This is a genomic window from Cobetia sp. SIMBA_158 (assembly GCF_046566945.1).
GTDB classification, from domain to species: Bacteria; Pseudomonadota; Gammaproteobacteria; order Pseudomonadales; family Halomonadaceae; genus Cobetia; species Cobetia amphilecti.
In genome coordinates this window covers 458218-484050 of the sequence record NZ_JAWJYL010000001.1, presented here as the reverse complement: position 1 = coordinate 484050, position 25833 = coordinate 458218, and the positions used below count along the sequence as shown (strand labels likewise).

The window sequence follows — 25833 nt, the reverse complement described above, 5'->3', positions numbered from 1 at the left end:
GCTACATCATGCAGCTTTGAGGAAGGCCATCATGCGCTGAAAATCGGCACTCTGGAGTCCGGCATAGATGGCACCGACTGCATCGGCCATGTGCTCGGCTTGCCCGGCAATCACGATCATCTCACCGTTCTTCTTCTGCATCGGCCAGGGAGCCTCTGGGTGGCGTGTCATGGCCCAGCTGATCATTTCCTGCTTGGTGGCTGTCTTCTTTCCTGTCGTCTCGATCTTCACCTCGTTGGGTGTGACCTCGAAGAACGGAACGCCCGTGCCGCGAATGCTACCCAGGACGCCTATACAGATGCCGTAGGAGGCCATCGCACGCGCAGACTTACTGCCAACGGGGACTTCGACGAACACTGCTGACGCGCCCTCACAGGCCGGAATAGCTGCCTTGTAGAGCTGGGCGGCACGCTCGACATCGGTGGAGTTCTTGCGTGTGTTCTTGCCGGCCTCGAATGTCGGGGAGGTGAGCCCCAGATGCTCGATCTTCAGGTTCATGGTGCTCAGGTTGAGGGTGCCAATCGCGATCCCCCAGTTGTTCAGTGACGGGTCAAACCCGACGACCTTGATTTCTTTCATGTGTGATACCTCAGAATGACAGTGCCCCATAGTGGGGGTTTCGTTTTTTCGCCTCCGCCTCCTCGCTCATCTCCAGCTCGGGAACGTCCATGTCGGTGTCCTTGTCGCCAGGCTCATGCTCAAACAGCTGGCCACCCACTAGCATCGGCAGGCCGTTCTCTTTTGCTATGTGCATGGCCAGATGCTTCGCCTCCGACAAGTTCATGCGCGTCAGCATCTTGGCTCGATTCTTCCAATATGGAGAGACGTGAATGTCGCTGCCGAAGTAGGTGCTGCCTCCGTCTTCGTTCCAGTAGTCACGCTGCATACGGATAACGATGTCCCCGAGCAACGGGGCGGTTTTGGGGTTGTCGCTGGAATCGCTGTCGAATGTCTTGCCCAGCGCATACTCATCCAGATAGACCAGCTTTCCGCTCTTGAGTCTGATTTCAAACGCCAGGCTGACGGCATCACCTTCCAGATTCGGAATGATGCGAGTCACCTGCATCATGTCGTCTGGGCAGTATGTTTCGACCATCATTGACTTGACGCTCAAGTCATCAGAGGCAGGGTCGGCGTAATAGCACTCGTCGTGGATGCCGGGTGCCATCATGATCATGTTCTTGTCGAGGCGGTCGATGATCAGCTTACTGAAGGCAGGGTGAATCTTCCGGCCCAGCAGGCGAACCACCCTCGTCCAGTCAAAGTTGTCCCGCTTGCTGTATTGCTCGGGCAGGGGCGTGAAGAACCATTCGCGTGAGGATGAGTTCATAAGTGAACCTTCGGCTATTCTTTGTAGTAATGACTGACTTAGTATGCAGCGCGTCAGGGAGGGAGGAAAGACGCGCTGCGTTGGAGAGGGGGTCTAGCGGGGAGTTACACGGTGTATCGGCCGTCCTTCAGTGCCTGGCGGCCCTTGTCAGTGATCGACCACTTGCGGCTGGTGACGCTCTTGCTCGTTTCCATCGCCAAGCCCTTCAGCACCAGGGAGGTGACTGTTGCTGAGTTGCCTCCGGCGCGGGCTATGTCGTGGTAGCTCTGGTCGAAGTCGATCATCGACGTGAGGACTTTCTTCTGCGGTTCAGTGAGCTTCTTGGTTTTCATGGGTCATTCCTCTACACGGCTGAAGCCGTCTTCTTTGATAACGGTAATGGAATCGCTGATGTAGTGGTTGAGGTCGTTGTGGCTGATCACGAGGACAGTGCCGGACTTCGTGGCCTTCTCCTTCATGATCGACATCAGGCGCTCAAGTCCATCTGCATCGAGTGCGTGGTCAATCTCATCAAAGATGAATAGCGGCAAGGACTTAGCACTTCTTGAGGCTACCAAATCCTGAAGGGCCATTGCAGTCGCAATTCGCACCTTCCGCTTCTCACCACCGGACAGTCCCCCGAATGACTTCGCGCCCTTCGTGTTCGTGACCTTGATGGCGAACTTCTCACGAAGCTCACCGGCTTTCGTCAGGCTGATCGTCTGCCATGATGCGTCGATCTCGCCCTCCGATAGCTGTCCGAGATAGTGTGATGTTCTGTCATTCAGGATCGGCGTGACATGATCAAGAATGTGGGCACGGACACCGCCGGCCGACAGCACTTCCGCTGCCTTCACACAGACGCCGTGACGATGCTTGATCTTGGCCAGGGCATCGTTGAGGTCAGCCAGGGACGCCTCAGCCTTCGCGATCTCTTCCTTCTGGCTCTCGATCATCTTGGCGTAGGGGCTTTCTTCATCGCGCAGCGTGGTGAACTGCTTCACTTTGGCGTCGTAATCGGCCTTGAGCGCTGCTGCTTGCCCCGCTTTGCCCTCCAGATCACCGATGAGACTGCGAGTTTTGCTCTCTGAGCTGCGTTCTGCATTAACGTCAGTCATCGCACGCTCGAACTCTCCCAACGCGTCAGACGCGCTCACAGCTCGATCCCGAGCGTCTTGCAGTTTCTGCTTCGCTTCCTTGAACGCGGAGACTGCTGCTGCCAACTCCTTCTTGCGCTGCGCTTTCGCCCCCGCCACATCCGCTTGCTCGTAAGGCTTTCCGCATGACTTGCAGGGGGTGCCCACACTGCTATCTGCGGTATCGAACAGCGTCTTCGCCTTCTTGGCCTCTTCACCCAGGCGCTTAGCCTCGGAATGTGCAACCGCAACCGCAGACTCTGCCTTGGACTTCTCGACGGCCAGCTTGCGTTGCTCTTCCCGCTCACCGTCTGTCGCTGCGATGCGGGCAAGGGTGTCATTGAGCTGGGCTTTGGCGGCTTCCAGATCAGCCTTCAGCTGAGAAGGCTTCATGGCGGCATAGCGCTTCTTGATCTCCGCCGCTTCCAGCTTGATCGCCTTGATCTTCTCACCCTTGCTCTCTGCCCACTGCTCGTCTGCCGTGTGATACGACTTGAGCTGAATGCGCTGGTGCTCAAGCACCGTGTCGGCGGTATCGACCTTGCCCTGATGCGCCTCCACCTCGCGCTTGACCAGGTTGGCCTTCTTGAGCTGCGCCTGATACGCCTCACTGAGACGATCAATGCCGGCCGCTTCCTCAACCAACGCCTTCAAGTCCTTGTCTGTCTTGCTGGGCAGATCGGGCATCGCTTCCTGACCGGCATAGACGGAGTTGGCGAACACGGACTCGGATGAACCGACAATGCGATTCACCGCCTCCTGTGTCTGCTTGTCGGTGCCGTAGGTGATATCGGTGCCGTTGTGCTTGAGCGTCAGGCGGTTCTTGTTGACGTGGTGCTTGCGGTGCCGGGCAATCACATAGGCATCGGCTCCATCCTCGACTGTGAGGCTCACACGACAGTCCTTGCCAATCGTGTCATTGATCACATCGTCAGTGGTCACGCCGCGTGCTGTGCGGCCGTAGAGGCACCAGAACAGACTATCGACCAGCGTGGACTTGCCGGAGCCGTTGGATGACGCCCCGCCATTCTCAAGATTGCGACCCTGAATCAGCATCAATCCGCGGTTGCTGATGTCGATGCGGGCACTGCCGATGCTCAGGAAGTTCTCGATGTTCAGGTTCTTAAATTGCATGGTCGATCTCCGCGAGGGTCTTGAGCACTTCGTTGTTCACCTCATCCTTCATCGCGGTGTCGATGGTCGCGCTGCCCTTGATGAAGTGGGTGATGCTGTCTTCCAGGCGATCCAGGCTGGTCTTCGAAGCGGTCGCTCGGGTGACGGTCTTGTCCTTGCGAACCGGCAGCACAAGCGCAGCCGCCGCACACATCTCGTTGACCAACATGTCGCGGAACTCGGTCACTTCCCGCTCTTCCTCGATCTCGATGCGGATACGGACGTAGTTGCCTGAGATGCGGTCGATGTCCTCTTCCTCGATCTCTTCGAGGTCAAGGAACAGAGGCGCGTCGGTCGGGCACTGCCCCACCCTGTCGTCATCCGTGACCGTCACGAATCCGGCAACGCTGTTCACGTCACCCCATGTCTGATGCGTCAGGGCACCAACGGAGTAGACGTTCGGGCGAACCTGCTTGTGGTTGTGGTAGTGGCCGATGAACACGAAGCGGAAGCCGAAGCCTTGGAGAACGTCAGGGTCAATGCCGTGATCCGGCAGACCAGGGATGATCTCGTTGACCGGCGCATGGATCATCAGCGTGGTCTTGGCGATCTTGTCAGCGGGCATGTGAGTCAGCAGCTCGGTGATCGTGGCGATCAACTCCTTCTGCTTCGCGTGCCAGGGCACCATCAGGACGCCGTGCTCTTCGTTGTAGTAACTGCCCTCGGAGACAACGTGAACGCCCGTGCTGGACAGTGCTTCGCCGCTGTTGCCGATCTTGTTGGAATCCTCGAACTCCAGATCGTGATTGCCGGCCAGCAGATACACCTCAAGGCCAATGTCCTCGATGATCTCGCGATACAGCTCAGTCACCGGATTGAGGACGGACGGTGTGACCCGACCCCGAACATGGAAGATGTCGCCGCAGTGGAACATCGCGGTGCAGCCCGACGCCTTCATGCTCTTGGCTGCCTGGCGAGTTGCGTCGATCAGGATTTGCAGGCGGCTGTTGATGTGCCCTTCCTGATGCGCGAAGGCGGAAAAGGCGTGATAGTGCGTGTCGGAAATAACGCCAAAGCTCATGTGTGTGACCTCTAAGTCAATGGTTACTTACTGATCTGGGCCAGCTTGAAACTGTGATCGCGCACCAGACGAAGCTCGTCGGGGCTAAGGCCGGTGCCATTCACAGCCAGGCCGGTCATCAGGTTGGGCATGGAGACAAACTGGTAGGAGCAGAAGATGCTCCGGTTGCGGGTGTGACCGTTGGCGTCCGTCTCAGTGAAGGTGATGTCGATACGATCACCACCGGAGCGGTTGGAGTGCTGGTCTACCTTGCCGAAACTGATCGTGCTGCCGAATCCTGACGTGCGATCCGCCATGTGCCAGCACTGCTTGACCCGCTCGTCAGTGACGGTGAGATGCAGTCCATTGGCGGAGAGGTAGGTAGCAGCGGAGAGTGCGACAATTCCGGTGAGGGTAGCGAGCTTCGAGATCATGGTAAGTTCCTGTTTTCGTTTGCTTTATGCTTACAGTTTACGCGACGTATTCCGGCGGAACGTAAAATGTTGGAGCGGCAGAAAGCGTTGCAGAGAACCCCCGCGTGCCGAGTAATTCAGCACCTTGATCTTGGTCTTGTCGTAGTAGTTGTCGATGTGGGTGACGTAGCGATCACCCGTGTCACGAACAAAAACGCCCACAACCTTGATGGAGTGGGCGCGCATAATGTTCAGTGTCTCGTCATCCATCGCCCAGGCGGCGATGCCCTTCTTGATAGCTTCGCCCAGTCGGGCTTCTCCTGCTCGGTATATCTCGCTGCGTTTCCTGTAGGCCATGTAGACGCGCTTGCCAGAGTCGAGCGTCACGATGGCACCGTAGAGACGTTTGCCCTTCTTAATGGGCTCCAGCTTCTTCTTTGGTCCTAACTCGTAAGCCATTTTCCATTCTCCGCAGATAGATCGCGGTCAGCGTGGAGTTCTCGCTAAGGAAGTGACCGTGAGCACGCTGCATGACATTGCCGACATGCTCGATGGAGGACATATCCGGCCCTCGCTCACATGCGGTGTGATTGTGCGGTGCGTGCTTCTCAAGCATGGGTCGATACTGTCCGTGATCCAGCCGAACCACTTCGGCATAACACTCGATCTCGGAAGTCTTGGTGTTCACCAGGGCGACGGTATCCCCTGCCTTCAGACGCTCATACCAGCCCTTGCCAACACGAAGCGTATTGAACTGCCGGGTCAAACCGACAATGGGTGGCATGAAGCCGATGCAGGGGATGTATTTCTCGCAGTGACGAACCGACAAGGTGACGAAGCTGTCTGCCTTATCCATGACCTGCTTGACGGGACACTTGCTGTTGATGCCGCAGGTATCGCAAAGCAACACCTCGCGCTTCTTTTCTGCGGCAGTTTCAATGGTGAAGCGTCCAGATTCGGTGCGCTTTACCCAGCGAGAGCGCTTGAGGTTGACAGTCATGGCCAGATTCCTTTCAGTGATTCCGACCATGACTATACTTTCCTGCCTGATTAGGCATCCAGTATTTTTACGCGTCGTCCCCCTCGTCGTCCTTCTGGTCATCCACATCAGAACCTTCGAGGATGTCCATCACCTGCTTACGGATTGCCGCGTCATCACGGATCATCCGCGCCAGCTTCGTCTTGGTGATCTTGTTGCCTTCCCAGAAGCAGTAGGCGGACTTCTTGCCGTTGGGCTTGATCAGCTCATGCTCGCACATGTATTCGACCAGGGAGCCTTCCACTTCGAAGCTGCCGGAGCCGTCGTCATTGAACATGAAGTCCCACTTGCACTTGCGGAACGGCGCGGACACCTTGTTCTTGATGCACTCGGCACCGATACGCTGGCCGATCTTCGTGCTGTCGCTGGCTGACTTCTTGAGCATCGTGCGACCCAGACGAATGCGCACCGAGCAGTAGAACTTCACCGCGTCGCCGCCGGGGGTCGTCGTAGGATCACCAAACATCACGCCAATCTTCGTGCGCGTCTGGTTCAGGATGATCAGCGTGGCGCCATAGTCATCACACGCCTGGGCAATCATCTTGAAGGAGGCGGAGGTGGCTCGGGCCAGCGCGGTGTTGTCGTTCATGTTGAACGCATCGGCACTCTTCTCAGCGATCTGCTGAGGCACCATAGAGGCCAGTGAGTCCCAGACCAGCACGATCGGTGCCTCTTTCTTGATCAGCTTCTTCTCGCGCACCACACGCAGCAGCTTGATCGTTTCCACAACCGTCTGCTCGTAGGTCTGGCCGCGCTTGAACACGAACCGGCCAGGCGTCAGATCAAGACCGCCCTTCTCTGCCATGTCAGTGTCAAAGCTGCGCTCGTGATCCCAGAATGCAGCAATACCTCCAGCGCGCTGTGCTGCCTTCATGACCTCGTTGGCAATAGCGGTCTTGCCCGAGGACTCAGCCCCCGAGAGTTCAACAACACGACCCACCGGCATGCCGCCATCGTAGCGACCGCTGATGATGCGATTGAGGGGAGGGAAGCCAGTGTCGAGCCACAGCTTGACAGTGCTGACCTCATCGTTGGAGCCAATAGCGCCCATGATTTCGCGTGCCAGATCGCTCATGCGGATTTCCTCAGTTGGGTAGCGGCGGAGTAGTCAATGAAGGGAGCGGTGAAGTTGTCGAAGTCTTCGAGGATCGACCGGAAGGCAAACTCTTCGCAGAAGGCATGGAAGGCATCGAGGTTCATGGCATTGCGATAGAGCACCTGAACATCGGTGGGCTTCGGGCCGGTCAGCAGGTTCATCAGCTTGACGTTGCGCTTGAAGACCTCGATTCGGGTCATGTGAGGCTCTTTCGGAGAAGGCTCACCCATTGCAAAGTCACGATGGGCTTTCGGCACCTTGCGCCCGTTCTCCACGTCATCACGGATGCGGCGAACGAAGGCAGACACGCTTCCGTATTGAGCCAGGATTTCCGGCGCACTCTTCTCACCGATCCGGCCAACGCCTGGGATCTCGTCAGAGTTGTCGCCAACAAGCGCCTTGCCCTGAACGAAGGCTTCGGGTGTCAGGTAGCCGGTGTCTTCAGCGAAAGTGATGCCATGCACCATCCGGCCATCCTTGTGATTGACCCAAGTGGTGTAGTCGTTGATCAGCTGCTTCCAGTCGTGATCGCCAGTGACCATGTAGGTCTGGTGTTGACGCTTTGCGTTGTTGCGAACCAGATGGCCGGCAAGATCGTCAGCCTCAAAGTCAGCAGCAAACAGCGAGGGCACCCCCAGCATCCCGAGTCCACGCTTGATGTCTTCTCGGCAGTCACGGAAGCACTCGCGCATGTGCTGAACCTGCGGGTCAGGTTCCTTTCCGCGCTTGGCCTTGTAGTCGGGGAAGAGTTCGTAGCGCCACTTCGCTTTCCCATCCCACAGCATCACCGGACGAGCCTTCAGCTCGTTGACATAGCGGCGGACAGTCTTGATGGAGCCGAAGATGGACTGGACTTCGCGGTCGCCTACGGTCAGCTTCATTCCACTTTGAGCTGCATAGCCCACCGCATGACTATCAAAGATCACGTTTCTCATTTCACAACCTCCAGAGATAAGAAAGGGGACTCCGAAGAGTCCCCTTAGTTGATCGACTCTTAGAGGTCGTCGAGGTCGTTCAGGATGTCGTCGAGGTCATCGGCGTCACCCTCGATCTCGCTGGCCAGGTCAATCTCTTCGGCAGCAGCAGGATTCGCAGTGGTCGGGGCCGGAGTCTCAGCCTCGACCTCAGCGTCAGTCTCGAAAGGCGCATCGTCATCAACAAGCTCGCCATCGAGCGCGTCAAGTTCGGCTTCAGCCTCATCCGCAACCTCAGAGGCAGAGGACAGGAGAGAAGCGCCGGAGGCAGTCGCAGCAGCAGCAGTCGCAGCAGCAGCGGCAGCAGGCGGAGTCACGAGGCCAGCGGAACCAACCGCGGAACCAGTGGTGCCAGTCGCAGCACCAGCAGAGCTTGCGATGCGAGCAACAGAGGCCGGAGCAGCGAGGCCGGTGACAGCAGTGACGGCACCAGTCGCCTTGAGCAGACCCTGCTCGGACTCCTGATCGACGTAGGCACGAAGATCGGTGACGGCAGACTGGTCATAGGTGACAGCAGTGGCCTTCGGAGCAACAGAGACGGAGTATTCGGTGTCGAGGCCGGTGCCGGTCTTGTTGACGATGAAGTCCTGACCAGTAGCCGGATCGAGCATGTTGAGGTCGTCGTCGAGGAACGCCCCGATCTGCTCAACCATCGTGTCGAACACGGAAGCCGGAAGCTCAAGGATGACAGGCTGGTTCGGAGTCTCGCCGTCACGCAGAAGCGCATTGACGAGGACACGGTGCCCGGCACGAGCCTGACCCAGCAGCTTTTCCATACCGACGTTGCCGGACTGCTTGGCCTTGCCGATACCTTCGCGGATCGCCTCGCAGACAGGGCACTCGCGATCATAGGTGCGCTCGGTGCAGATGTAGACCGCAGCCAGCTTGGATTCCTTGTCTTTGACGAAGTGCATGCCAAAGTCCTGATAGAAATCGCCGCTGACATCCGGCTTTCCATCAGCGCCCAGCTGCCAGGACGGCAGGAGGCGGATGCGGTTCTTGCCCGCCTGCATGCGGGTCGGACGGATGTATTGCGCCTTCTTCTTCTGCTGCTCAACCTTGCGCTTGTTCAGTTTGGAACGCATATCGGCCAGTGAAGACATAGGTATTTCCTCAGTTCAGTGTTATCAGTGGTGTTCGTCTTTTGTGTTCACGTTTTCCGCTCAGCGGAGACACTATAATAAGTCAGCGCTTACTGGTAGTGAATCACAAAAAAAATGTTATTCAGCTACCGCTTCGTCGCGCTTCTGTTCAGCCAGCGCCTGCATCATTGCCTGCCGGCTCTCACCGCGAGCTGCGGCTGTTCCGGCTGCCCCACCCTTGTAGCTGTCACGCATGACGGCTTGTTCAAGGTGATGCTTGGAGGCTTGCACGATCATGTCCCGACGGTGACGAAGTGCCTCAAGGGCAGTCTTCGCGAGATTCAGGATCAGCAAGGCGCTGTTGTAGTTGCTGTTCGCCTCAACCATCTTCGGATGGCTGGAAACGAACTCTTTCACCGTGCCCTCAGTGACTTTCTGTCCGCTGGCAGCCAGGGAGTCGCGGGCTTCTTTTCCCAGGCCCGCCTCGATGACGCCGAGACGGTTCTTGAATGCGACAGCCTGGTGTTCTGCGCGGGCAGCAATCACGCCATATCGAACATACAGGCCGGCTTGTGTTGCCCACATGCCGTCGAGGTTGTTCGAGTCAAAAGCCACATCGCTTTTGAGCTGGCGAGGGTCGATGAGATTCTTGACCTCACTCATGGGGTTCTCCTTGTTAAAGAGCGCGGCGGATGCTGTCTTGCTCCGACTGCGCAATCTTATACATGGCAAATCGGGAAGTCACCTGTTACTTACTATTTTTTGTGAGTCCCTGTCGGTCGTAGACATCGCTCATCACATCCAGCAAATACAGAATACATCCGCGCTTCGTGGGGCACGAGACACAAAAAACCCCGCTCAGTGGCGGGGTTCTTCATGACATCGGCGACTATCGAGCCGTGTGACCTTCGGGGTCGTGCGTTCTTGCCTTGGACGTGTAGATGCGCCTTTTCAGCGGCCTTCTCAAGATGACAAACCGGAACGGCTCGCTCTCCAGCTCCCTCTCCAGTTCGTTCTCGAAGGGCATGACTCGCATGAACAGGTCATCTTCGGCTGGCGCAGGACTCGGAGCCGCAGAGTTTGTGCGATGGTTCAGCCTGACCAGGTAGGCGCCGGCCCCTATCATCGCCAGAATGAGCGGCGACAGCAGGATCAGCGGTGCGAATCCATTGGCATTGGCAATAAAGTCAATCATGTGAACCTCCTATGGGTTCGTGCCACCAGCCTGTTGATCTCTGGCAGCTTGGCGGATCTCAAGCAGCTCTTCTGCGGACAAGTTTTTTTGGGGGCTACTCTTGTCACCCTTGGCATCAAGCTCCCGCTGCTGCTCTTCAAGATATGCCTCACACCAGTGCTTAGCATAGCCCCCAAAGAAGGCCAAGACCAACCCCGAGGCCATCAACCCAAACCAGCCGGTCAGTTCATTCGGCTCGGATTTCACGTAGATGCCGATGGCTGACAGCATGATCAGCCCTACACCCACGCGGTCGCCTGCATCCATTACCACCCTGGCGGCGGTCATCGCGCCCCACCCCACCACATTCCTTGTGACAGCCATAAACGTCCCTGTTTGATGTCTATCGGCACATCATAGCACCAGTGGCATCGGGCCATAAAAAAAGCCCCGCCGTAGCGGAGCTTCTTTGGTCTACCAGTCGGTCACATTCCAGCGGCCTCAATTGCCATGCTCAGGCACTTCTTCAGGTCGTTTATCATCTCGGGTGAAAAGTAGATTCTGCCTTGACTGAACCCATGCACCACCGTCCGGTCATTGTCCTTGTCGTAGATCGACTTGCCGATCAGCTCGCCGGGCTTCTTCTTGGTGTCGTCGCTGAAGTGACGTGTCGCCAGCGACCCCATCGTCAGGATCACCGGAGGGTTCAGCTCTGCTACCTCGCGATCAAGGTATCCCGAGCACTTGGTGATGTCGTCCATTTCGAAGCCCTGAGCCTCTTTGTCCTTCACGAACTTGATCAGAGTGGTGTAGTAGAAGTCCTCGTTGGTCAGTCCGGCCTCCTTGATCGCTTCTGCCCATGAGGTGTAGGGCTTGCCCGAGACGAGCTTTCCGGCGTTCTCGTCTGACCAGTTGGGGGCATCGAAGACGACCATGATCTTGTTGGCCTTCTTTCCGATGCGCGGGGCACATGTCCAGCGGTCGTCGTAATCGTCGGCCCACTCGTTGACCAGATTCAGCAGCTTGGCCTTCGCCCCCTTCCCGACCGTCATGTCACGATCAATCTGGGCGACTTGCTGCATGACACCGGCCATGAGCGTCAGCTGGTCTTTCAGGCGCGATCTGTCTGTTGCAGGGGGTGAGCCAGGGGTGATGCTGGCAAACGCCCCCACGCGCTCCAGATGATCCACCACGCGCTTGTTCACGATCCGACGGTTCACTGACATCTGGAACTGGGTCAGGTCAGCGAATGCACCGCCGGCATCTTCTCGACCGGACACGATAGCCGCTGCACCCTTCTCGCTGATGTTGGCAACAGAGTTGAACGGAGCCACCAGCAGGGAATGTCCTGTCGCCGGATCAGTCAGCACCTCGAACTTGTCGGTGGAGGTGTTGATGTCAGGCGGGCCGACACGGAGATTGAAACGTGCCGCGTCAGCCACGAGGCCAGGCATACGGTCAGAATCCAGAATGGACATGCACGAGGCGAAGAACTCGGCTGGATAGCGAACCTTGAGCAGCATTGTCCAGTAGGAAAGCATGGTATAGGCGACTGAGTGGGATTTATTGAACTGATATCCGCCGTTTTTCTCAAGAGCGTCCCAGATTTGGTCAATGGACTCTTCCGACAGTCCCGGCTGCTCTTCGATGACGCGTGTAACTTTCATGTGGTTTTCCTCATGCGGCCCAACGCTTGCCGCTCTTGATGACGCTGACCATTGACTGACTGATGCCGAACTCTTTGGCTATCGAACTCTGTTTGCAGCCGTCTACTAGCCTTGCTCGAATCTCGGCAATTTTTTCGGGGGTCAGCTTGTGCCCGCGCCCCTGATTGGAAGTCCCATGTCGCTTCCTATCCTCCTGATTCTGACTCGGTGTGCCCCAGTAGACGTTGGACGGGATGTTATTCTCAGGATTTCCGTCGAGGTGACAGGCATAGCAGCCAGGCGGACGCTCTCCATGAAACGCTAGGCATACCGCCACATGAACACCTAAGCTGTTGCCCTTGCCTAGCTGGGCATACGGATAAGGGTGCTTATCTGAATGACGACAGGGAGAAAGCACCTTACCCTTCCTCTTTCTCGTAAATCGAAGCCCGTTCTTGCTCGCATAGGCAACTTCTCGATCAAGACTCCTGACTCGACCAAGCGAAGACGCTTGATAGCCCGCATAACCAGGAATGTCCCTCCACTCTTCAGCCATAAGTCACCTCTTACTGTGTGATTTGGTCAAAACTCTGCTTCGTCGGCGATGATCTCGTCGATGGTTCGGAACTTTCCGTCCTTGCACTTTATTTTCTCAGCGCGATGGAAGGTGCGCTTGCTGCCATCATCCAGCTCGACAGTCACCCATCCAGCTTTCGCACCGACCTTGAACTGATCACCGACTTTGGCCATGAGCTTCGGGTCTTTCTTACCAATTGCCTTGCGCGCCAAATCTGCGTCAGCCATCGAGAATCCGGCGAGGTCACGGAGAGACTGCATGGTCTGTTCCTGATACACCCAAACGCCTTTTGTCTCGTTCAGCGTCTCCTTGACAGCCTCATGGGGGAATGAGGGTGCTTCGAACCCTTTGGTGACAGCGACGTATTGCTCAAGCATCCCCGATTCCATAGGGCCAGGGCGATACAGTGCGGTCGCGGCAACGATGTTCTCGAAGGTCAGCGTTCCGGCATAGGCCAAGCCCTTGAGCAGACCCTTCATGCCGGGCGACTCGAACTGGAAGATGGCGGTCGTCTGCCCCTGGGAAAACGCCTCCATCACGTCCTTCTGGTCAAGCGGCTCACGAAGAAGGTCAAGCTCGACGCCATGAGTGTCCCGCACGCGATCAACGGTCTGCTGGATGATGTCGAGGGTCGATAGCCCCAACACGTCCAGCTTGACCATGCCCATGTCCTCGCAGACACGCTTGTCCCAGTTGATGACCGGCTCTCCGTCTCGCGCCTCCACGACAGCCATCTCCTTGAGTGGCCGGCCGCCAACGATCACACCCGCTGCGTGCTTGCCATAGGAGCGCATTGCCCCCTGAAGGCGGACACTGTGCGCCCAGTATTCAGGACACCGCTCGGAATACGCCTTGATCGCAGCCACCGTCTCTGCCGCTTCCTCCAGTGAGGTATCCGCGGGGACGCTCTTGGAGACAGACAGGTCGAGGCCGGACATGCCATGAACACGCCCCACATCACGCAATGCCGATGCAGCACCCAGCATGGAGTAGTTGCTGATCCCCGCTACACGATCCATGCCGAAAGCATCGCGCAGATAGGTGATCACCTCTTCTCGGCGGGAGGACATGAAGTCGAGGTCCGCGTCAGGAAGGTCAAGACGCTCGGGGTTGATGAATCGCTCGAAGATCAAGCCGAAGCGGATCGGGTCAACGTCCGTGATGCCAAGCAGATAGGCGACCAGGCTACCCCCAACAGAACCACGACCAGGCCCAACGGCGATATTGTTCTCTTTCGACCAGATGACGATCTGACGCACCAGCAGGAAGTAGCCGGCAAAGCCCATTTCATTCAGGACGCCAAGCTCATACTTGAGGCGGTCGCGGTAGACGGTCACTTCTGAGCCCTTCGGCTTGTGCCCCATCACCTCCGCCGAGAAGCGTTCTTTCCAGCCTTCTTTTGCCAGGCGGATCAGCTCGGCGTTCTCGTCCTCAGCAAGCACCGGCAGGCAGATGTCGAGCTTGTGCCACTCATACGTCACCTGATCCATGATCCACTGATGGTCACGCAGCATATCGCTACTGATCTTGGCTCCGGTGCGACTCGCGAATGCCTTCAGCTCTTCCGCGACCGACTTGATCTTCTTGGGGTGCATGTCGCGCAGGAACGGGGTGAGGTTGAAGGTGTTTCCGACACTGGAGCCGTCAGCGATGATCCGATAAACGTCCCGCGTGTCGGCTTCCCCCTCGCCCTGCTTGTAGAAGCTCGGCAGATAGGCGATCACTTTCTGCCCCGTCTTCTCTGCATGAGCCAGCACGCGCAAATTGTGCTGATCGTAGTAAGGAGTGCTGAATGGCTGTATCGCTAGAACGCTCAGATTTGCGTTGTGAGCGCTTGGGAGCTGTGAGATGACATCTGCATAGTCTGGAGCGTGAAACGCGCTGTATGCGTCGCTATTGAGCGATACCACGTTGCCACGCTTGATGACCTCATCGAGCTGCGCGAAGCCCGTGCGGGCCTTGTAATAGAAGAATTCCCGAGAGTATGCCTGGGACAGCAGCTCGAACACGTCTCGCAAGCCTTCGTCGTTGCGAATGATGATGTCGTGGTAACTGATCGGGTTCGGCTTGTCGGCGTGTGTCTCGCCCTTCTTGGGTGGGCGATGGAGCGGATCGGGGACGCAGCGGACACGGACGCCAATCAGCGGCTTGATATCGACTTGCTTGGCTGCACGGCTGAACTCGATCATTCCCGAGATATTCATGGTGTCCATCAGGCAAGCAGCCTGGTAGCCGTGCTTGGCGGCCTCGTTGACGATATCTCTGGGGGACAGCGTGCTCTCCCCGATACTGAAATGGCTTCTGGCAAACAGAATCATGCGGTTTCCTCTAGCGTGAGAGCGGCGGTGTATTTTGTGAGTGTCACGACGCCTATCAGCTGACCGACGCCCAGTGCATCCGAGACTCGGCTGGAAGCGCTGACCTTTCCGCACCTCTTCTCCTTCATGATCATTTCGGCTACGTCGCTCTTGCGTATCATCTGGCGCTTGATGAGTTCGTCGAAAACCAGAATGAAGGCGGAGTTGGAGCGGCTATCGAGACACTTGAAGGGATTCTTGCCCGCGCGGATCATTTCTCTGGCTTTGGCCAGGCTGATGCCTTTGATGACGAGGCGTTTTGCGTGGGTCTTGATGCGTTCGCTGACGTTGGCTGCTTCGATGGCAACAAGGTCGTCCTGGTCAACTGCGACAGTGGCGAACTTCGTCGAGAGGAAGGTTGCGCTGGCGTTCTTGCGCTTGCTGACGGTCATGTCCAGCGCATCCTTGTGACACCCCTCGAACTTGGGGCAGGCAGAGCAGATGCTCGATTCGGGAGAAAAGACGATGGCACTACCCTGGCAACCGAGCATCTGTAAGTAACCTCTTACTGTTGAATCAGACGAAAATGCGGGACGCGACTTCACCAGCTGCGACAGCTGATGTGCTGGGGAGCTTGTTGATGAAGGCTCGCTCCAGTCCTGCCTTGAAGTCGCCTCCGAACAGCGCACCGAGTTTTCCGGCGAACAGGAGTTCACGCGGGCCGATGGTGTTGGTAATTTCACCTCGCTCATAGGAACCTCGAATGCGATTGGCGAAATCAACAAGCTGAGCCGCTTGCTGTTCAGAAATCTTGGCTTTGCGCTCAAGAATCTGGGCTTCGTCCTTCGGGGCCATGTAGCCGAGCTTGCTGACGATGCCGAAGCGAGAGTAGTTGGCTGCGTTCTGAAGGTTGGTGCCCTGATACAGACCCGTCTCATCGCCCGATCCGTTCGTGTTGCCGGTTGCAACGAAGCGGAACTGAGGGTGCGGCTCAATGCGACGCCATTCTGCAGGAGCCTCCTTGATGATCAGCGCCTTGCCCTCAAGCACCGGCTGATAGATGCCCAGCACCTGCGGGAATGCGAAGTCGTATTCGTCAGCCAGATAGACCCAGCCGTATTTCATGGCGAGTGTCAGCGGGCCAGGCTCGAAGTAGGTGCCGTTCTCGTTCGCGAGCATCTGACCGACGATATGGGCCTCTTCCGTGTTCGCGGTGTGCTGGACACGCATGAACGGACGGTTCGTGAAGGCGCAGAACTGTTCCCAGGCGGTAGACTTGCCGGTTCCAGCGTGACCCCAGAAGTAGGACGGGATGTCGTAATCGAGGGCAGCGATGGCGTCACGCAGCGTCTCGGGCGTCCAGATGTATTCGTCGTCGGTCGCCGGCACCATGTCCTGATGGTCGTGACGCTCGAAGACGGATACCGGAATTGCGATGCCGGCCGCCATACCCTTCACGTTCTCGGCCAGCTTCATGAAGTCAGCAGAGCGGACACCGTAATCCGGCACCTTGGAAGTCTTCAGGCTGACAACCTTGCTCGACTTGGCCTCAGCAACACCGGACATGTTCGCGGTGACAGACTCGCGCTCGGCCTTCTTCTTTGCCAGAGCCGCTTGAGCCTTCTCGGACAGCATCGGAGCGCCTGGGAATTGGGCACGATAGTCGTTGGCGGAGACAGTCGGGTGGTTCTTCTTGAGGTGAGTCTGGATGACGTGAACCGGCTGGCCGTCCAGCTGGCAGATCACGCGACCATCTTGAGCAGTCAGATCGTAAGGCAGAGAGGCGGCGGCAGAGTTAGATTCAGACATTGGTTGGTTCCTGTATGGGATAAGTAATCTGTGACTTACTGCTAAGCACAGATGCATCATAAGACATCGAGCGCTGGTGATAAACGCTCGATGCGGGGATTTACTTCAAAAGCATTGAGGTCATTTCAGAAACGATCTTGGTGGGCAGCTCGGCCACGTTGTCCAGCACGATGCTCTTGGGGTAATACTCGTTGACCGCATCAGCCTCGATGCCAATACCCAGAATCTCGATGCCGGCCTTCTCGACGCGATCTACAACGTGGTGGAGGTGCTGCTTGGCACGATCAGCCCGCTCCTCATAGGTGTAGATGCGCTGCTGAGCGGGCTGCCCATCCGACAGCACAACCAGAATCTTCCGCTCTTCTCGCCTGGCTGCCAGTATGTTTGCGGCGATCTCCACTGACTCCGAGTCGGCGTTGTTCGCCATATCCACTGTCGGCAGTCCTGCAATGCGCGTCTCACACTCCGGCGTCATGCGCTCATCGAAGGTCTTGAAGATGGGCATGAACAGTGGCGAGACACGATCAAACCCGCCCTTGAAGTCCGGCCTTGTCGCTGCCAGCTCGGCAAGCTGATCTCTGGCCTCCGAGAAGAATGCGTAGTTCTCGATGGTCGTGAAGCCCATCACCTGTGTCTTCACGTTGATCCGTTCAAGACTGGTGGCAAGCGCATACGCGGCCTCAGCTGCCTTGTAGATGCGGTTTCGGTTGGACATCGACCCCGAGCAATCAACCAGCAGCATCACCGCTGTATCCTTGGTGCGCGAGACTTCCTGGCGGCGGAAGACACGATTGTCGCCGGTCTTGAGCTTGTAGAGGCTCGACGAGTGCAGACGGCCGCTTTTGAAGCCTGGGACATAGGTGGAGCGGTTGCGGGCAGCAATGATCCTCTCCAGCGCCTTCGCCATCACGCCGATTCGCTCACTGTTCTCTTGGCGAAGTCTGTTCCGGCGCTCCTTCACCTCACGCATCCGGTTGTCTGGCACCGAGTAGGTTTCGATCTTGTCGTTTTCATTCGAGAAGGCCATGTAGGAGCGGTCTTGGAGAGACTGCAAGGCGCCTTCCGTCAGGGCATTTTCCAAGGCGCTGTCGTAGGTATCGACCTCTTCAATATCCTTCAACAGTGAGAGGTCTTCACGCTCACCAGCAGAGCGTGTCGTAGCGCCTCCGTGCCATCCCGACGTGTCTCGGTTGCGCTCGTCTCCGTCATCACCCAGTCGCTCACCGCCGTCGCCGCCTTCGAAATCGGTGCTCTTCTCTGACTCCTTGTCGCCACCGCTGCTGTCAGACTCAGTTTCCTCGCCTCCAGTGCCACCACTCTCACCTTCAGCCTCTTCCTCTTCCGAGTCGCCTTCGCCTGCCCCCTTGCCGGCACCTTCACCTTCAGGCTCCTCTTCCGAGTCACCTTCGGATTCACCAGCGCCTTCACCTTCCTGGTCAGCCTCGCCCTCTTCACCTTCTTCACCGGACGAACCCTTGCCATCTGAGTCGTCTTCTTCCGGCTCACCTTCCGCTTCCGAACCGCCCTCATCCGGCTTGTCTTCGTCTTCCGGCCCGTCTTTCTCCGGCTTGGAGCTGGACTTGGACTTGGATTTTGAGCCGCCTGACGCCTGACTCTCATCACCTTCCTCTGGATTGAAAATGTCATCGCCCATGCTGCGACTGTCTTCCGGTGCTCCGCTGCTGCTGGATGAAGAGGAAGAGGAGCCGCTGCCATCATCCTCGTCATCCTCGTCAGCCCTGGCAGCCTCCTCAGCAGCTTTGGCCCGCTCGTCACGCTCGCGCTGATCCACCTCGCAGAGAATGTCGCGGAAGGTGTTCGCCATCTGTAGCGCCTTCAGGGACGAGTTGATGCCGACGATCTGTGGCTCCAGCAGCTTGAGTTCGGCGTAGACGTTCTCGATATGCACCCACTTGTCCGCCATGAACTCTATAGCGGCCTCCTGACCGGCCATTGCGCGGATGGCAGGAACGACAAGCCCGGCGATGAAGAACTTGGCTTCCGACATCTCAGGATTGCTCTGCCTGGCCTTCAGCGCCTCGTCGAAGCTCTTCTGGAAGAAGTGCTTGATGGCGAACTCGACGGTCTTGTCGATGTTGCGAGTGGAGCCAGCGAAGGCTTTCTTCATCTGGGCCTCGATGAAGGTGTCTTCGAAGATGTTGTGAAGATTACCGACTTTCTCCTCCACCGCACGCTTGATGACCTTCGGATCGGTGAACAGCAGGTGGCCGACTTCGTGGTCTACGAAGCCCTTGATCGCGATGACCAGTTCCGGCGACGACTTCTCGCTGATCATCGGGATGTTAACCCGCTCCGGCTCTAGGGTTGTCTTGTCGTAGGATACGAACGCTTGTATGCCGGACTGTGTAACTTTGATGCCTTTGTTGGCTAACATTCGCACAACCATTTCGATGGCATCACGTAACTCGCTGATGTTGTTGCCTTTCGCAATTGCTTTTGCCATTTCCTTTTCCCCATCCGTTATGAAAAGCAGTAATCGTTGACTTACTGAAAGGATAACAAAAAAGGACTGGCGCAAAACGCTCAGTCCTTTTCTGTGCTGCTAGATTTTCCCACCGCTACGAGCGTCCAAGCGGTTGATTACTCAATGATACAACCCTCCCCAGACATGACGCTGAAGTGCGCCACACGGCCTTCTCCCAAGAAGGCAATCTGTCCACCATCAGGCAAATCAACCACTGATTCGGCTTCGTCGATCAGCTGGCAGAAGGTGGCGTGGTCGATCTGCTGGGCTATTGTTTTCATTAGGGCGGCTTCTCCATTTCCCTAGTTACTAGGATAAGTAAGCGGTGGCTTCCTGAAGTGCTCTTATAGTAAGACCAGGGCATTAGGTTGGCAACCCAAATGTGGCGAAAATGTGACCGTTCGGACAAAAAAACTTTACATTAGTAACATCCGCGTCTCCAAAAGCTGACAGTTGATGTCACCGAAAGTCGATACCCAAGCACTTGACAATATTATTCGCAAAAATAAGTCACCGATGCTTGACTAAGTATGTCCTTACTATAAGAATTAAAAGCGAGCAGGGACGCAAAAGCGCAGAGGCGCAAAAGCGCAAGTTCTTCCTTGTGTGCAGGATGCAAACACCAAAGAGAAGGGGTAAGAGGAAATGGCGAGTCAGACATCAGTTGCGACCTTCATTGACAATCGACAGTCAATGTTGGGCATGACAAATCAGGAAGTGGCCGATCTGGTGGGATATCCGAACGGCAACGTCATGAGCATGATCAAGAAGGGGCGCACCAAGCTACCTCTTGAGCGGGTTCCCGCGATGGCAGAGGCTCTGGCAGTAGACAAGGCAAAGCTGATGCGGATGGTGATGCGTGAATACATGCCGGACACCCTGAAAGCCATCGAAACCTGCCTCGGAAGCACTGTCACCAGAAACGAACTGGCTCTCATTGAAATCTGGCGCGACGCGACAGACAACAACGACCCCGAAATCCCTGAAGATGCGATTCAGGGGCTTCACGCTGGCTTCAAGACGATGATGAGTAACGCTTAAAAATCAACCATTTGTTGAAAATTAACTTCTAGGTTGATCGGAAGGGGCTTCGCACATGCGACGCCCCTTTAATTTTGCGTATAACACCCCGCTCCGAGGCTTCGGGCAGCTGCTGGACGGCTGTGAGAGAGCTGCGGACACCGAAAAATCAATTTTCATCCCACCACCAGATGCCGGGCACGGACTTAATTTTCCGTATACCAGGGCACGCGGGACTTAATTTCTCGTATATCAAGGCGCTCGGGGAGACGTGACTGCGGGGAGGGTCGCGGTTCCTGGGAGACAGGGCCACGGAAAAACTGGCTTTCGATGATGGCGTCCCCGATAGGAATCGAACCTATGGCCTGTCGCTTAGGAGGCGACCGCTCTATCCAACTGAGCTACGGGGACAGTTTTGAAATCTGCGGGACAGAACCTTACCAGACGCTCCAGATTTTGCGTAGGACTAGACCCACTTTTTTTCTAATCAAGGGCTTGCGACTACATCCGGCGAGTGGCGCTAATTCTGGCAAAGTGGAGCTAAGTGGCGCTAAAAGTGGCGCTAAATAGCTCCACCCAGCTTTTGCTTATGAACGACCTCACCTAACTACCTGAAACTATTGCCTTTTTGCAGGAGTCGAACCTGCGACCTGCCCCTTAGGAGGGGGCCGCTCTATCCAGCTGAGCTAAGGGGGCGTAGCGAGCGGAAGTATAAGCCATTGAAGTGGCGAGATAAACCCGACAATTGCTGCACCGCCTGCTTCACGCCCCTTCGTCGTCATCCACATGCTGGAGGCGCTGGAGCAATAACCTGAAGGCATGCTCCACGCCTGATTTCGGTGTCATGCTCCCTGGCTGGCTGAGACAGCCTCATGAACATGCCTTCCCTATCCTTTCGACAATCGGACCTCCGCGTCGCCAATCACCTCTGCCATCGGGCGTGGGCGCCCCAGTAGGTAGCCCTGAACTCGCGAGCAACCCATGCGCCGCAAGACTTCGAGTTGCTCCGTCTCTTCCACGCCTTCCGCCACGACATCGAGTGACAGGGCGCTCGCCATCATCAGCATGGCACGCACGATCTCATTGCCCGTGCTATGCGTGTCTGGCGATTCCTCAAGAGACAGGTCATTAATGAAGCTGCGATCTATCTTCAGCTCCTTGAGCGGCATACGACGCAAACGCGACAGATTCGAGTAGCCGATGCCGAAATCATCAATCGAGAAGCTCAGGCCCAAGGCTGCCAGCTGGTCAATCTTCTCGAGCATTGCCGCTTCATCATCCGTCGCCAGGCTCTCGGTAATTTCCATACGCAAGAGCTCAGGCGCGAAGTCATGTTGCGCCAACAGCCTGGTGACCTGCGGCACGAACTCGCTGCTACGGAACTGCACCTGACTGACATTGACCGCCATCGGTAGCGCATAGCCTCGAGCGGTCATGGCGGCAAGCTCGCGACAGACCTGCTCCAGCACCCAATGCCCCAGCTCGAGAATCAGTCCGGACTCCTCCGCGATGGGGATGAAGGTCGCTGGCGAGACCATCCCCAGCTGCGGGTCATGCCAACGCAGCAATGCCTCGGCGCCACACAATTGCGGCTCACCACTTTCGGGCAGGGAAAATTGCGGCTGGAGGTGGACACTCAGCTGCTGGCGAGACACGGCCTCACGCAACGCGTGTTCCATCCGGGCGGCATCGATGATGCGCTGGCGCATCTCGGGCGCGAAGAAACACAGCCGTGCACGCCCGGCCCCCTTGCTCTCATAGAGCGCGATATCCGCTTGATGCAGGAGGTGACTCCAGGCATCGCCCTCTTCTCTTTCGATCTCGGTGTGCTCCACCTTGCCGGCCGGCAACACTTGCTGAGAGCAGGCGCCATAGCCTTCCTCGTGACGCGGATAGAGCGTGATGCCCAACGAGCCGGTCAACTGATGCGTTCGCCCTTCAAGCTCCAGCGGCTCCTGCAGTCGCTCCAGCATCTGCTCCGCCACCTGGCGCGCTCGGCTAGCCGCTTCGCGCGGCCCACCGGCTCTCGGTGCCAGCAGCACGATGAACTCGTCTCCCCCATGGCGCGCGAGGAAGTCCTGCGGGCCCAGCATCTCTGCCAGACGCGAGGCGACCTGCTTGAGCGCCAGGTCACCGGCATCGTGTCCGAGGATGTCGTTGAGACGCTTGAAGTGATCGAGATCCAGGAACATCAGCGCGCCCATATCGCCGGGCTGGGCCTGCTCCGCCAGCTCACAGAGATGACGACGCACGAGACGCCGGTTGGGCAAGCCGGTCAACGAATCGTGCAAGGCCTGATGCATCAGTTGCTGGTCACGTCGATAGCGTTCGATCGCCAGCCTGGCCACTTTGACCGCCACTTCGAGCAAGCCATGGTGAGTCGCATCGAAGACCTCGCCTGTCTCGGCATAGAAGGCAAAGCTGCCCAGGGGGTTATCCTCGCCATCGAGAATCGGCATCGACAGGCAGGCATCCAGCCCCAACGCATGCGGATGCTCACGGAAGCCCTCCCAGGCAGGTTCCTGCGCGATGGAAGGCGTCATGACCGGCTTGCGCCGCCACATCGCCGTCCCACAGGTGCCCACGCCTTCCCCTATCTTCAAGCCACGGGTGAACAGCATGAAGCTTGCCGGCAGGCTGGGCCCCTGACCTGCCACGATGGTGCGGCCCACATCATCCAGCAGCAGCAACGAGGAGCGCACCTGAACCGCGGCGCCTTCGATGGTCAGGCACAGGTCTCGCAGCGTCTTGTCCAGAGACTGGCCTGCCGCCACGGCTTCCAGCAGCTCAAGCTGGGAGTGGCTCAACATCAAGGCCCGGTGCATCTGGGTAATGTCCGTCTGCAACCCCAGATACCCTTCCACCCGCCCCCTGGAATCCTTGAGCGGAATGCAGCGCAGCCGCAATCGCAGTGGTTGGCCATTGCTGTCGTAATGCACCAGCTCCTCATCGCTGGGTTCGCCGCGGCGGCGCTGTTCACGCAATCGGGTGATGACCAGCAGATCGGATGCCGGCCCCATCAAAAATTCACTGGGCACCTTGCCGACCACCTGCTGCTCTCGATAGCCGAGAAGCTGCTCAAAGGCGGGGTTGACCCAGCGAATGCGCCCTTCGAGGTCGTAGCAACAGACGCCGTTGCTGGTGTGATCCAGCAGCTGATTGAGCAAGCCTTCGGCTTCCTGGCCATTGGCGGGCCGGGAAGTGCTCGGCATGGTGCCAAACGATGTGGTGTCACTCACTGGCGTATCCTCAGCAGACTCCTCTGCGATCCTGGCTGGATGACATGCCGAGCCTTGTGCAGGACTCGGCGAATTACCAGCACCAGCGTGCCGGATCCTCGGCACCAGTATGCGGCCTATGTAACAGTGATATTAACCCACTGCGATGCGTTGAATATGAGTCCAGCGTCATTCGATCGGCACTGGCGTCGATCATCATTCGACTCTCGAGCGCCGCTCAGGCCTTTGAATCGAGCGCGTTCACTCCCACAACACTGACAGCGCTCACATTGCAGATGCCCTGACTGCATGATCCACACGGCAGCGTCGGGCGTAGTACACACATCACGCCATTCGCCACGGAGAGCCACTCCTTGAACGCTCTGCTGCCCCTTGTGTCAGTCACACTCTGCATGTTGCTATCGGGATGCGGGCCGCACTACCTTGCGGCCAATGACATCCACCAGGCCCCTTACCTTGATGAATCCTCCGCCTCATCCCATCTCGTGACCCGCGACGCCACGTCGCTGGCATGGGAGTCATGGCAACCTGCGCAGGCAACCCCTCAGCGCGCCATACTGCTTGGCCTGCACAGCTACGGCGACTTCCGGCTGGCATATGCCGATCTGGGCCCGTGGCTGGCCGGACAAGGCATCGTGACCTACGCCTATGACCAACGCGGTTTCGGGGAGTCCAGCCAGCAAGGGCGATGGCCGGAGTCCCCGTTGCTGGTCGAGGACCTGGTGGACGCCATCACGGTACTGCGCCAGCGCCACCCGAACCTCCCCTTGATCGTGGCGGGCGAAAGCATGGGCGGCTCGGTGATACTCAATGCCCTCGCCCGCCACCCGGCGCTGTCGATCGATGGCAGCCTGCTCGCCGCCCCGGGCGTCCGCGGCGGCATCCGCTGGCGCTATCTGTACAACGCAGGGCTCTGGACGGCGGCGCACCTGATCCCTGCAACCAGCGTGGAGGTGCCACGCAGGTACCCCGAAGGAGAACTTCAGCCCGCAGCCGCCGGGCGGTTGGCCGAGGATTCACGCGTCGTGCATTCCGTGCGCCTTGATGCCTATTACGGCCTGATTCGCTTCACGGATCACGCCAGCGATGACATCGCAGCACTTTCTGCTGACACACGACTGCCGCCCACCCTGCTGTTGCACGGTGATCGCGACAAGACCGTGCCCCGGGTGGCCATCGAGCGGCTGGTCAGCGACTGGCCGAGCGCCTCACGCGATACGCTCGAGATTCATTACCTGCCCGAGGCACCCCACCTGCTGCTGCAATGGCACGACAGTGACCAGATACGTGGGCGGATAGCACACTGGTTGGCCGAGATCCTGCCAGCGCGCGCTTCACAAGAATGAAAGCAAGAGTGGGAGCAAGAACGAGGCGATGGACGTGACACGCCGCGTCGTGCCGATAGCGCGTGCCCTACAAACAGCAACGCCCCGAACAGGGTTCGAGGCGTTGCTGTCTATCTATCTAACTATCGCCCCTGCGAGGGGCATGCTGGCCGCTAGCCAATGATCACTGACGCGCGGTCTTCAGGGCATCAGCCAGTTCACGGGTCAGGGCGTGCACGGCTTGAGTACCCTGCTCCGGCGTCTCGGCATTGGCCTGCAGGTCGATCAAGGCAGAACCGACCACCACACCGTCGGAGAAACGCCCGATCCGTGCCGCCTGTTCAGCGGTACGGATACCGAAGCCGACCGCGACCGGAATATCGGTATGCTCACGAATGCGACCGACCTCGGCCTCGACCTTCTCGGCAGTCGGAGCCGCGCCGCCGGTCACGCCATTGCTGGAGACGTAGTAGAGGAAGCCCGAGGTGTTGGCCAGCACACCCGGCAGGCGCTCGCTGTCAGTGGTCGGCGTAGCGAGGCGAATGAAGCTGATGCCCGCTTCGCTGGCCGGGACGCACAGCTCGTCATCGTGCTCCGGCGGCAGATCGACGACGATCAGGCCGTCGACGCCGGCCTCGCTCGCCTGCTCGAGAAAACGGCTCACGCCACGACGATAGATCGGGTTGTAGTAGCCCATCAGCACGATGGGGGTGTCCTGATCGCGCTTGCGGAACTCGCTGACCATCGCCAGGGTGCGGTCCATGGTCTGGCCGGCCTTCAGGGCACGCTGGGTAGCATGCTGAATGGCCAGACCATCGGCCATCGGATCCGTGAACGGCATGCCCAGCTCGATGACATCGGCGCCGGCGTCCGCCATGCCGAGGAAGGTCGCGAGGCTGGCATCGTAGCCGGGGTCGCCCGCAGTGATGTAGGTCACCAGCGCGGCACGATTCTCGGCGCGCACGGCAGCGAAGCGACGGTCAAGACGGCTGCAGGCAGTAGTGTCGATAGCGGAAGTGCTCATCAATAGACTCCGAAT

At 57.9% G+C, this 25833-nt stretch carries 25 protein-coding genes and 2 tRNA genes; 2 read left to right on the top strand and 25 right to left on the bottom strand.

The genetic code is table 11. The features are described 5' to 3' along the window. Window positions 1-6 precede the first annotated feature (6 nt). From R2R70_RS02090 to R2R70_RS01990, 21 genes are all read right to left on the bottom strand, one after another. Window positions 7-579 carry a hypothetical protein gene (locus tag R2R70_RS02090; protein WP_410977088.1) on the bottom strand — a complete coding sequence of 191 codons (573 nt, stop codon included), beginning with the start codon at window positions 577-579 and terminating at the stop codon, window positions 7-9. 10 nt (window positions 580-589) lie between these two features. Further along, complete coding sequence (locus R2R70_RS02085) at window positions 590-1330, bottom strand: hypothetical protein (RefSeq protein ID WP_410977087.1); 741 nt, start codon at window positions 1328-1330, stop codon at window positions 590-592. A gap of 104 nt (window positions 1331-1434) precedes the next feature. After that, window positions 1435-1662, bottom strand: coding sequence for a hypothetical protein (locus R2R70_RS02080; protein WP_410977086.1), 228 nt, complete (start codon window positions 1660-1662; stop codon window positions 1435-1437). 3 nt (window positions 1663-1665) lie between these two features. After that, window positions 1666-3579: an AAA family ATPase gene (locus R2R70_RS02075; RefSeq protein ID WP_410977085.1), complete on the bottom strand. Its 1914-nt coding sequence runs from the start codon at window positions 3577-3579 to the stop codon at window positions 1666-1668. Next, on the bottom strand, window positions 3569-4639 hold the full coding sequence (locus R2R70_RS02070) for a metallophosphoesterase (protein ID WP_410977084.1): 1071 nt from the start codon (window positions 4637-4639) through the stop codon (window positions 3569-3571). Before R2R70_RS02070 ends, R2R70_RS02075 begins: the two co-directional genes overlap by 11 nt. 23 nt (window positions 4640-4662) lie before the next feature. Beyond that, window positions 4663-5052 carry a hypothetical protein gene (locus R2R70_RS02065; protein WP_410977083.1) on the bottom strand — a complete coding sequence of 130 codons (390 nt, stop codon included), beginning with the start codon at window positions 5050-5052 and terminating at the stop codon, window positions 4663-4665. Between the two features lie 30 nt (window positions 5053-5082). Beyond that, on the bottom strand, window positions 5083-5490 hold the full coding sequence (locus R2R70_RS02060; protein ID WP_410977082.1) for a hypothetical protein: 408 nt from the start codon (window positions 5488-5490) through the stop codon (window positions 5083-5085). Beyond that, window positions 5447-6061, bottom strand: a complete 615-nt coding sequence (locus tag R2R70_RS02055; protein WP_410977081.1) for a hypothetical protein — start codon at window positions 6059-6061, stop codon at window positions 5447-5449. Before R2R70_RS02055 ends, R2R70_RS02060 begins: the two co-directional genes overlap by 44 nt. 37 nt (window positions 6062-6098) lie before the next feature. After that, the gene (locus R2R70_RS02050; RefSeq protein WP_410977080.1) at window positions 6099-7145 is read right to left on the bottom strand and encodes a hypothetical protein; all 1047 of its coding nucleotides are present in this window, start codon (window positions 7143-7145) and stop codon (window positions 6099-6101) included. Continuing rightward, complete coding sequence (locus R2R70_RS02045; RefSeq protein WP_410977079.1) at window positions 7142-8101, bottom strand: 5'-3' exonuclease H3TH domain-containing protein; 960 nt, start codon at window positions 8099-8101, stop codon at window positions 7142-7144. The genes R2R70_RS02050 and R2R70_RS02045 overlap by 4 nt, the downstream gene beginning before the upstream one ends. 59 nt (window positions 8102-8160) lie before the next feature. Beyond that, window positions 8161-9243 carry a hypothetical protein gene (locus R2R70_RS02040; RefSeq protein WP_410977078.1) on the bottom strand — a complete coding sequence of 361 codons (1083 nt, stop codon included), beginning with the start codon at window positions 9241-9243 and terminating at the stop codon, window positions 8161-8163. 117 nt (window positions 9244-9360) lie between these two features. Continuing rightward, on the bottom strand, window positions 9361-9885 hold the full coding sequence (locus tag R2R70_RS02035; protein WP_410977077.1) for a hypothetical protein: 525 nt from the start codon (window positions 9883-9885) through the stop codon (window positions 9361-9363). 226 nt (window positions 9886-10111) lie between these two features. After that, a complete protein-coding gene (locus R2R70_RS02030) occupies window positions 10112-10417 on the bottom strand; it encodes a hypothetical protein (RefSeq protein ID WP_410977076.1) in 306 nt (101 codons plus the stop codon). Window positions 10418-10426: 9 nt separating this feature from the next. Next, window positions 10427-10744: a hypothetical protein gene (locus tag R2R70_RS02025; protein WP_410977075.1), complete on the bottom strand. Its 318-nt coding sequence runs from the start codon at window positions 10742-10744 to the stop codon at window positions 10427-10429. A 137-nt stretch (window positions 10745-10881) separates the two neighbouring features. Then, complete coding sequence (locus tag R2R70_RS02020) at window positions 10882-12063, bottom strand: uracil-DNA glycosylase family protein (RefSeq protein ID WP_410977074.1); 1182 nt, start codon at window positions 12061-12063, stop codon at window positions 10882-10884. A 10-nt stretch (window positions 12064-12073) separates the two neighbouring features. Beyond that, window positions 12074-12598, bottom strand: coding sequence for an NUMOD4 domain-containing protein (locus R2R70_RS02015; protein ID WP_410977073.1), 525 nt, complete (start codon window positions 12596-12598; stop codon window positions 12074-12076). A gap of 26 nt (window positions 12599-12624) precedes the next feature. Next, a complete protein-coding gene (gene dnaE / locus R2R70_RS02010; RefSeq protein ID WP_410977072.1) occupies window positions 12625-14937 on the bottom strand; it encodes a DNA polymerase III subunit alpha in 2313 nt (770 codons plus the stop codon). Then, window positions 14934-15368 (bottom strand): hypothetical protein, encoded by a 435-nt coding sequence (locus R2R70_RS02005; protein WP_410977071.1) that lies wholly within the window; start codon window positions 15366-15368, stop codon window positions 14934-14936. The genes dnaE and R2R70_RS02005 overlap by 4 nt, the downstream gene beginning before the upstream one ends. Before the next feature lie 124 nt (window positions 15369-15492). Beyond that, the gene (locus tag R2R70_RS02000) at window positions 15493-16725 is read right to left on the bottom strand and encodes an AAA family ATPase (RefSeq protein WP_410977070.1); all 1233 of its coding nucleotides are present in this window, start codon (window positions 16723-16725) and stop codon (window positions 15493-15495) included. A gap of 100 nt (window positions 16726-16825) precedes the next feature. Beyond that, complete coding sequence (locus tag R2R70_RS01995; RefSeq protein WP_410977069.1) at window positions 16826-19264, bottom strand: cobaltochelatase CobT-related protein; 2439 nt, start codon at window positions 19262-19264, stop codon at window positions 16826-16828. 62 nt (window positions 19265-19326) lie between these two features. Continuing rightward, the gene (locus R2R70_RS01990) at window positions 19327-19491 is read right to left on the bottom strand and encodes a hypothetical protein (protein WP_410977068.1); all 165 of its coding nucleotides are present in this window, start codon (window positions 19489-19491) and stop codon (window positions 19327-19329) included. 364 nt (window positions 19492-19855) lie between these two features. Here R2R70_RS01990 and R2R70_RS01985 point away from each other — a divergent pair, with 364 nt between their 5' ends. Continuing rightward, window positions 19856-20251, top strand: a complete 396-nt coding sequence (locus R2R70_RS01985) for a helix-turn-helix domain-containing protein (RefSeq protein ID WP_410977067.1) — start codon at window positions 19856-19858, stop codon at window positions 20249-20251. A 313-nt stretch (window positions 20252-20564) separates the two neighbouring features. Here the strand turns inward: R2R70_RS01985 and R2R70_RS01980 are convergent. The 3 genes from R2R70_RS01980 to R2R70_RS01970 form a co-directional block, all read right to left on the bottom strand. Continuing rightward, window positions 20565-20641: transfer RNA gene (locus tag R2R70_RS01980), tRNA-Arg, on the bottom strand. A 218-nt stretch (window positions 20642-20859) separates the two neighbouring features. Then, window positions 20860-20918 (bottom strand) — tRNA-Arg (locus tag R2R70_RS01975). 199 nt (window positions 20919-21117) lie between these two features. Next, entirely contained in the window at window positions 21118-23469 is a 2352-nt protein-coding gene (locus R2R70_RS01970; protein WP_410977066.1) for an EAL domain-containing protein, read from the bottom strand. A 392-nt stretch (window positions 23470-23861) separates the two neighbouring features. Here R2R70_RS01970 and R2R70_RS01965 point away from each other — a divergent pair, with 392 nt between their 5' ends. Beyond that, on the top strand, window positions 23862-24815 hold the full coding sequence (locus R2R70_RS01965) for an alpha/beta fold hydrolase (protein WP_410977065.1): 954 nt from the start codon (window positions 23862-23864) through the stop codon (window positions 24813-24815). A gap of 163 nt (window positions 24816-24978) precedes the next feature. Here the strand turns inward: R2R70_RS01965 and trpA are convergent, their stop codons facing one another. Beyond that, window positions 24979-25818, bottom strand: a complete 840-nt coding sequence (trpA, locus tag R2R70_RS01960; protein ID WP_410977064.1) for a tryptophan synthase subunit alpha — start codon at window positions 25816-25818, stop codon at window positions 24979-24981. Window positions 25819-25833 lie beyond the last annotated feature (15 nt).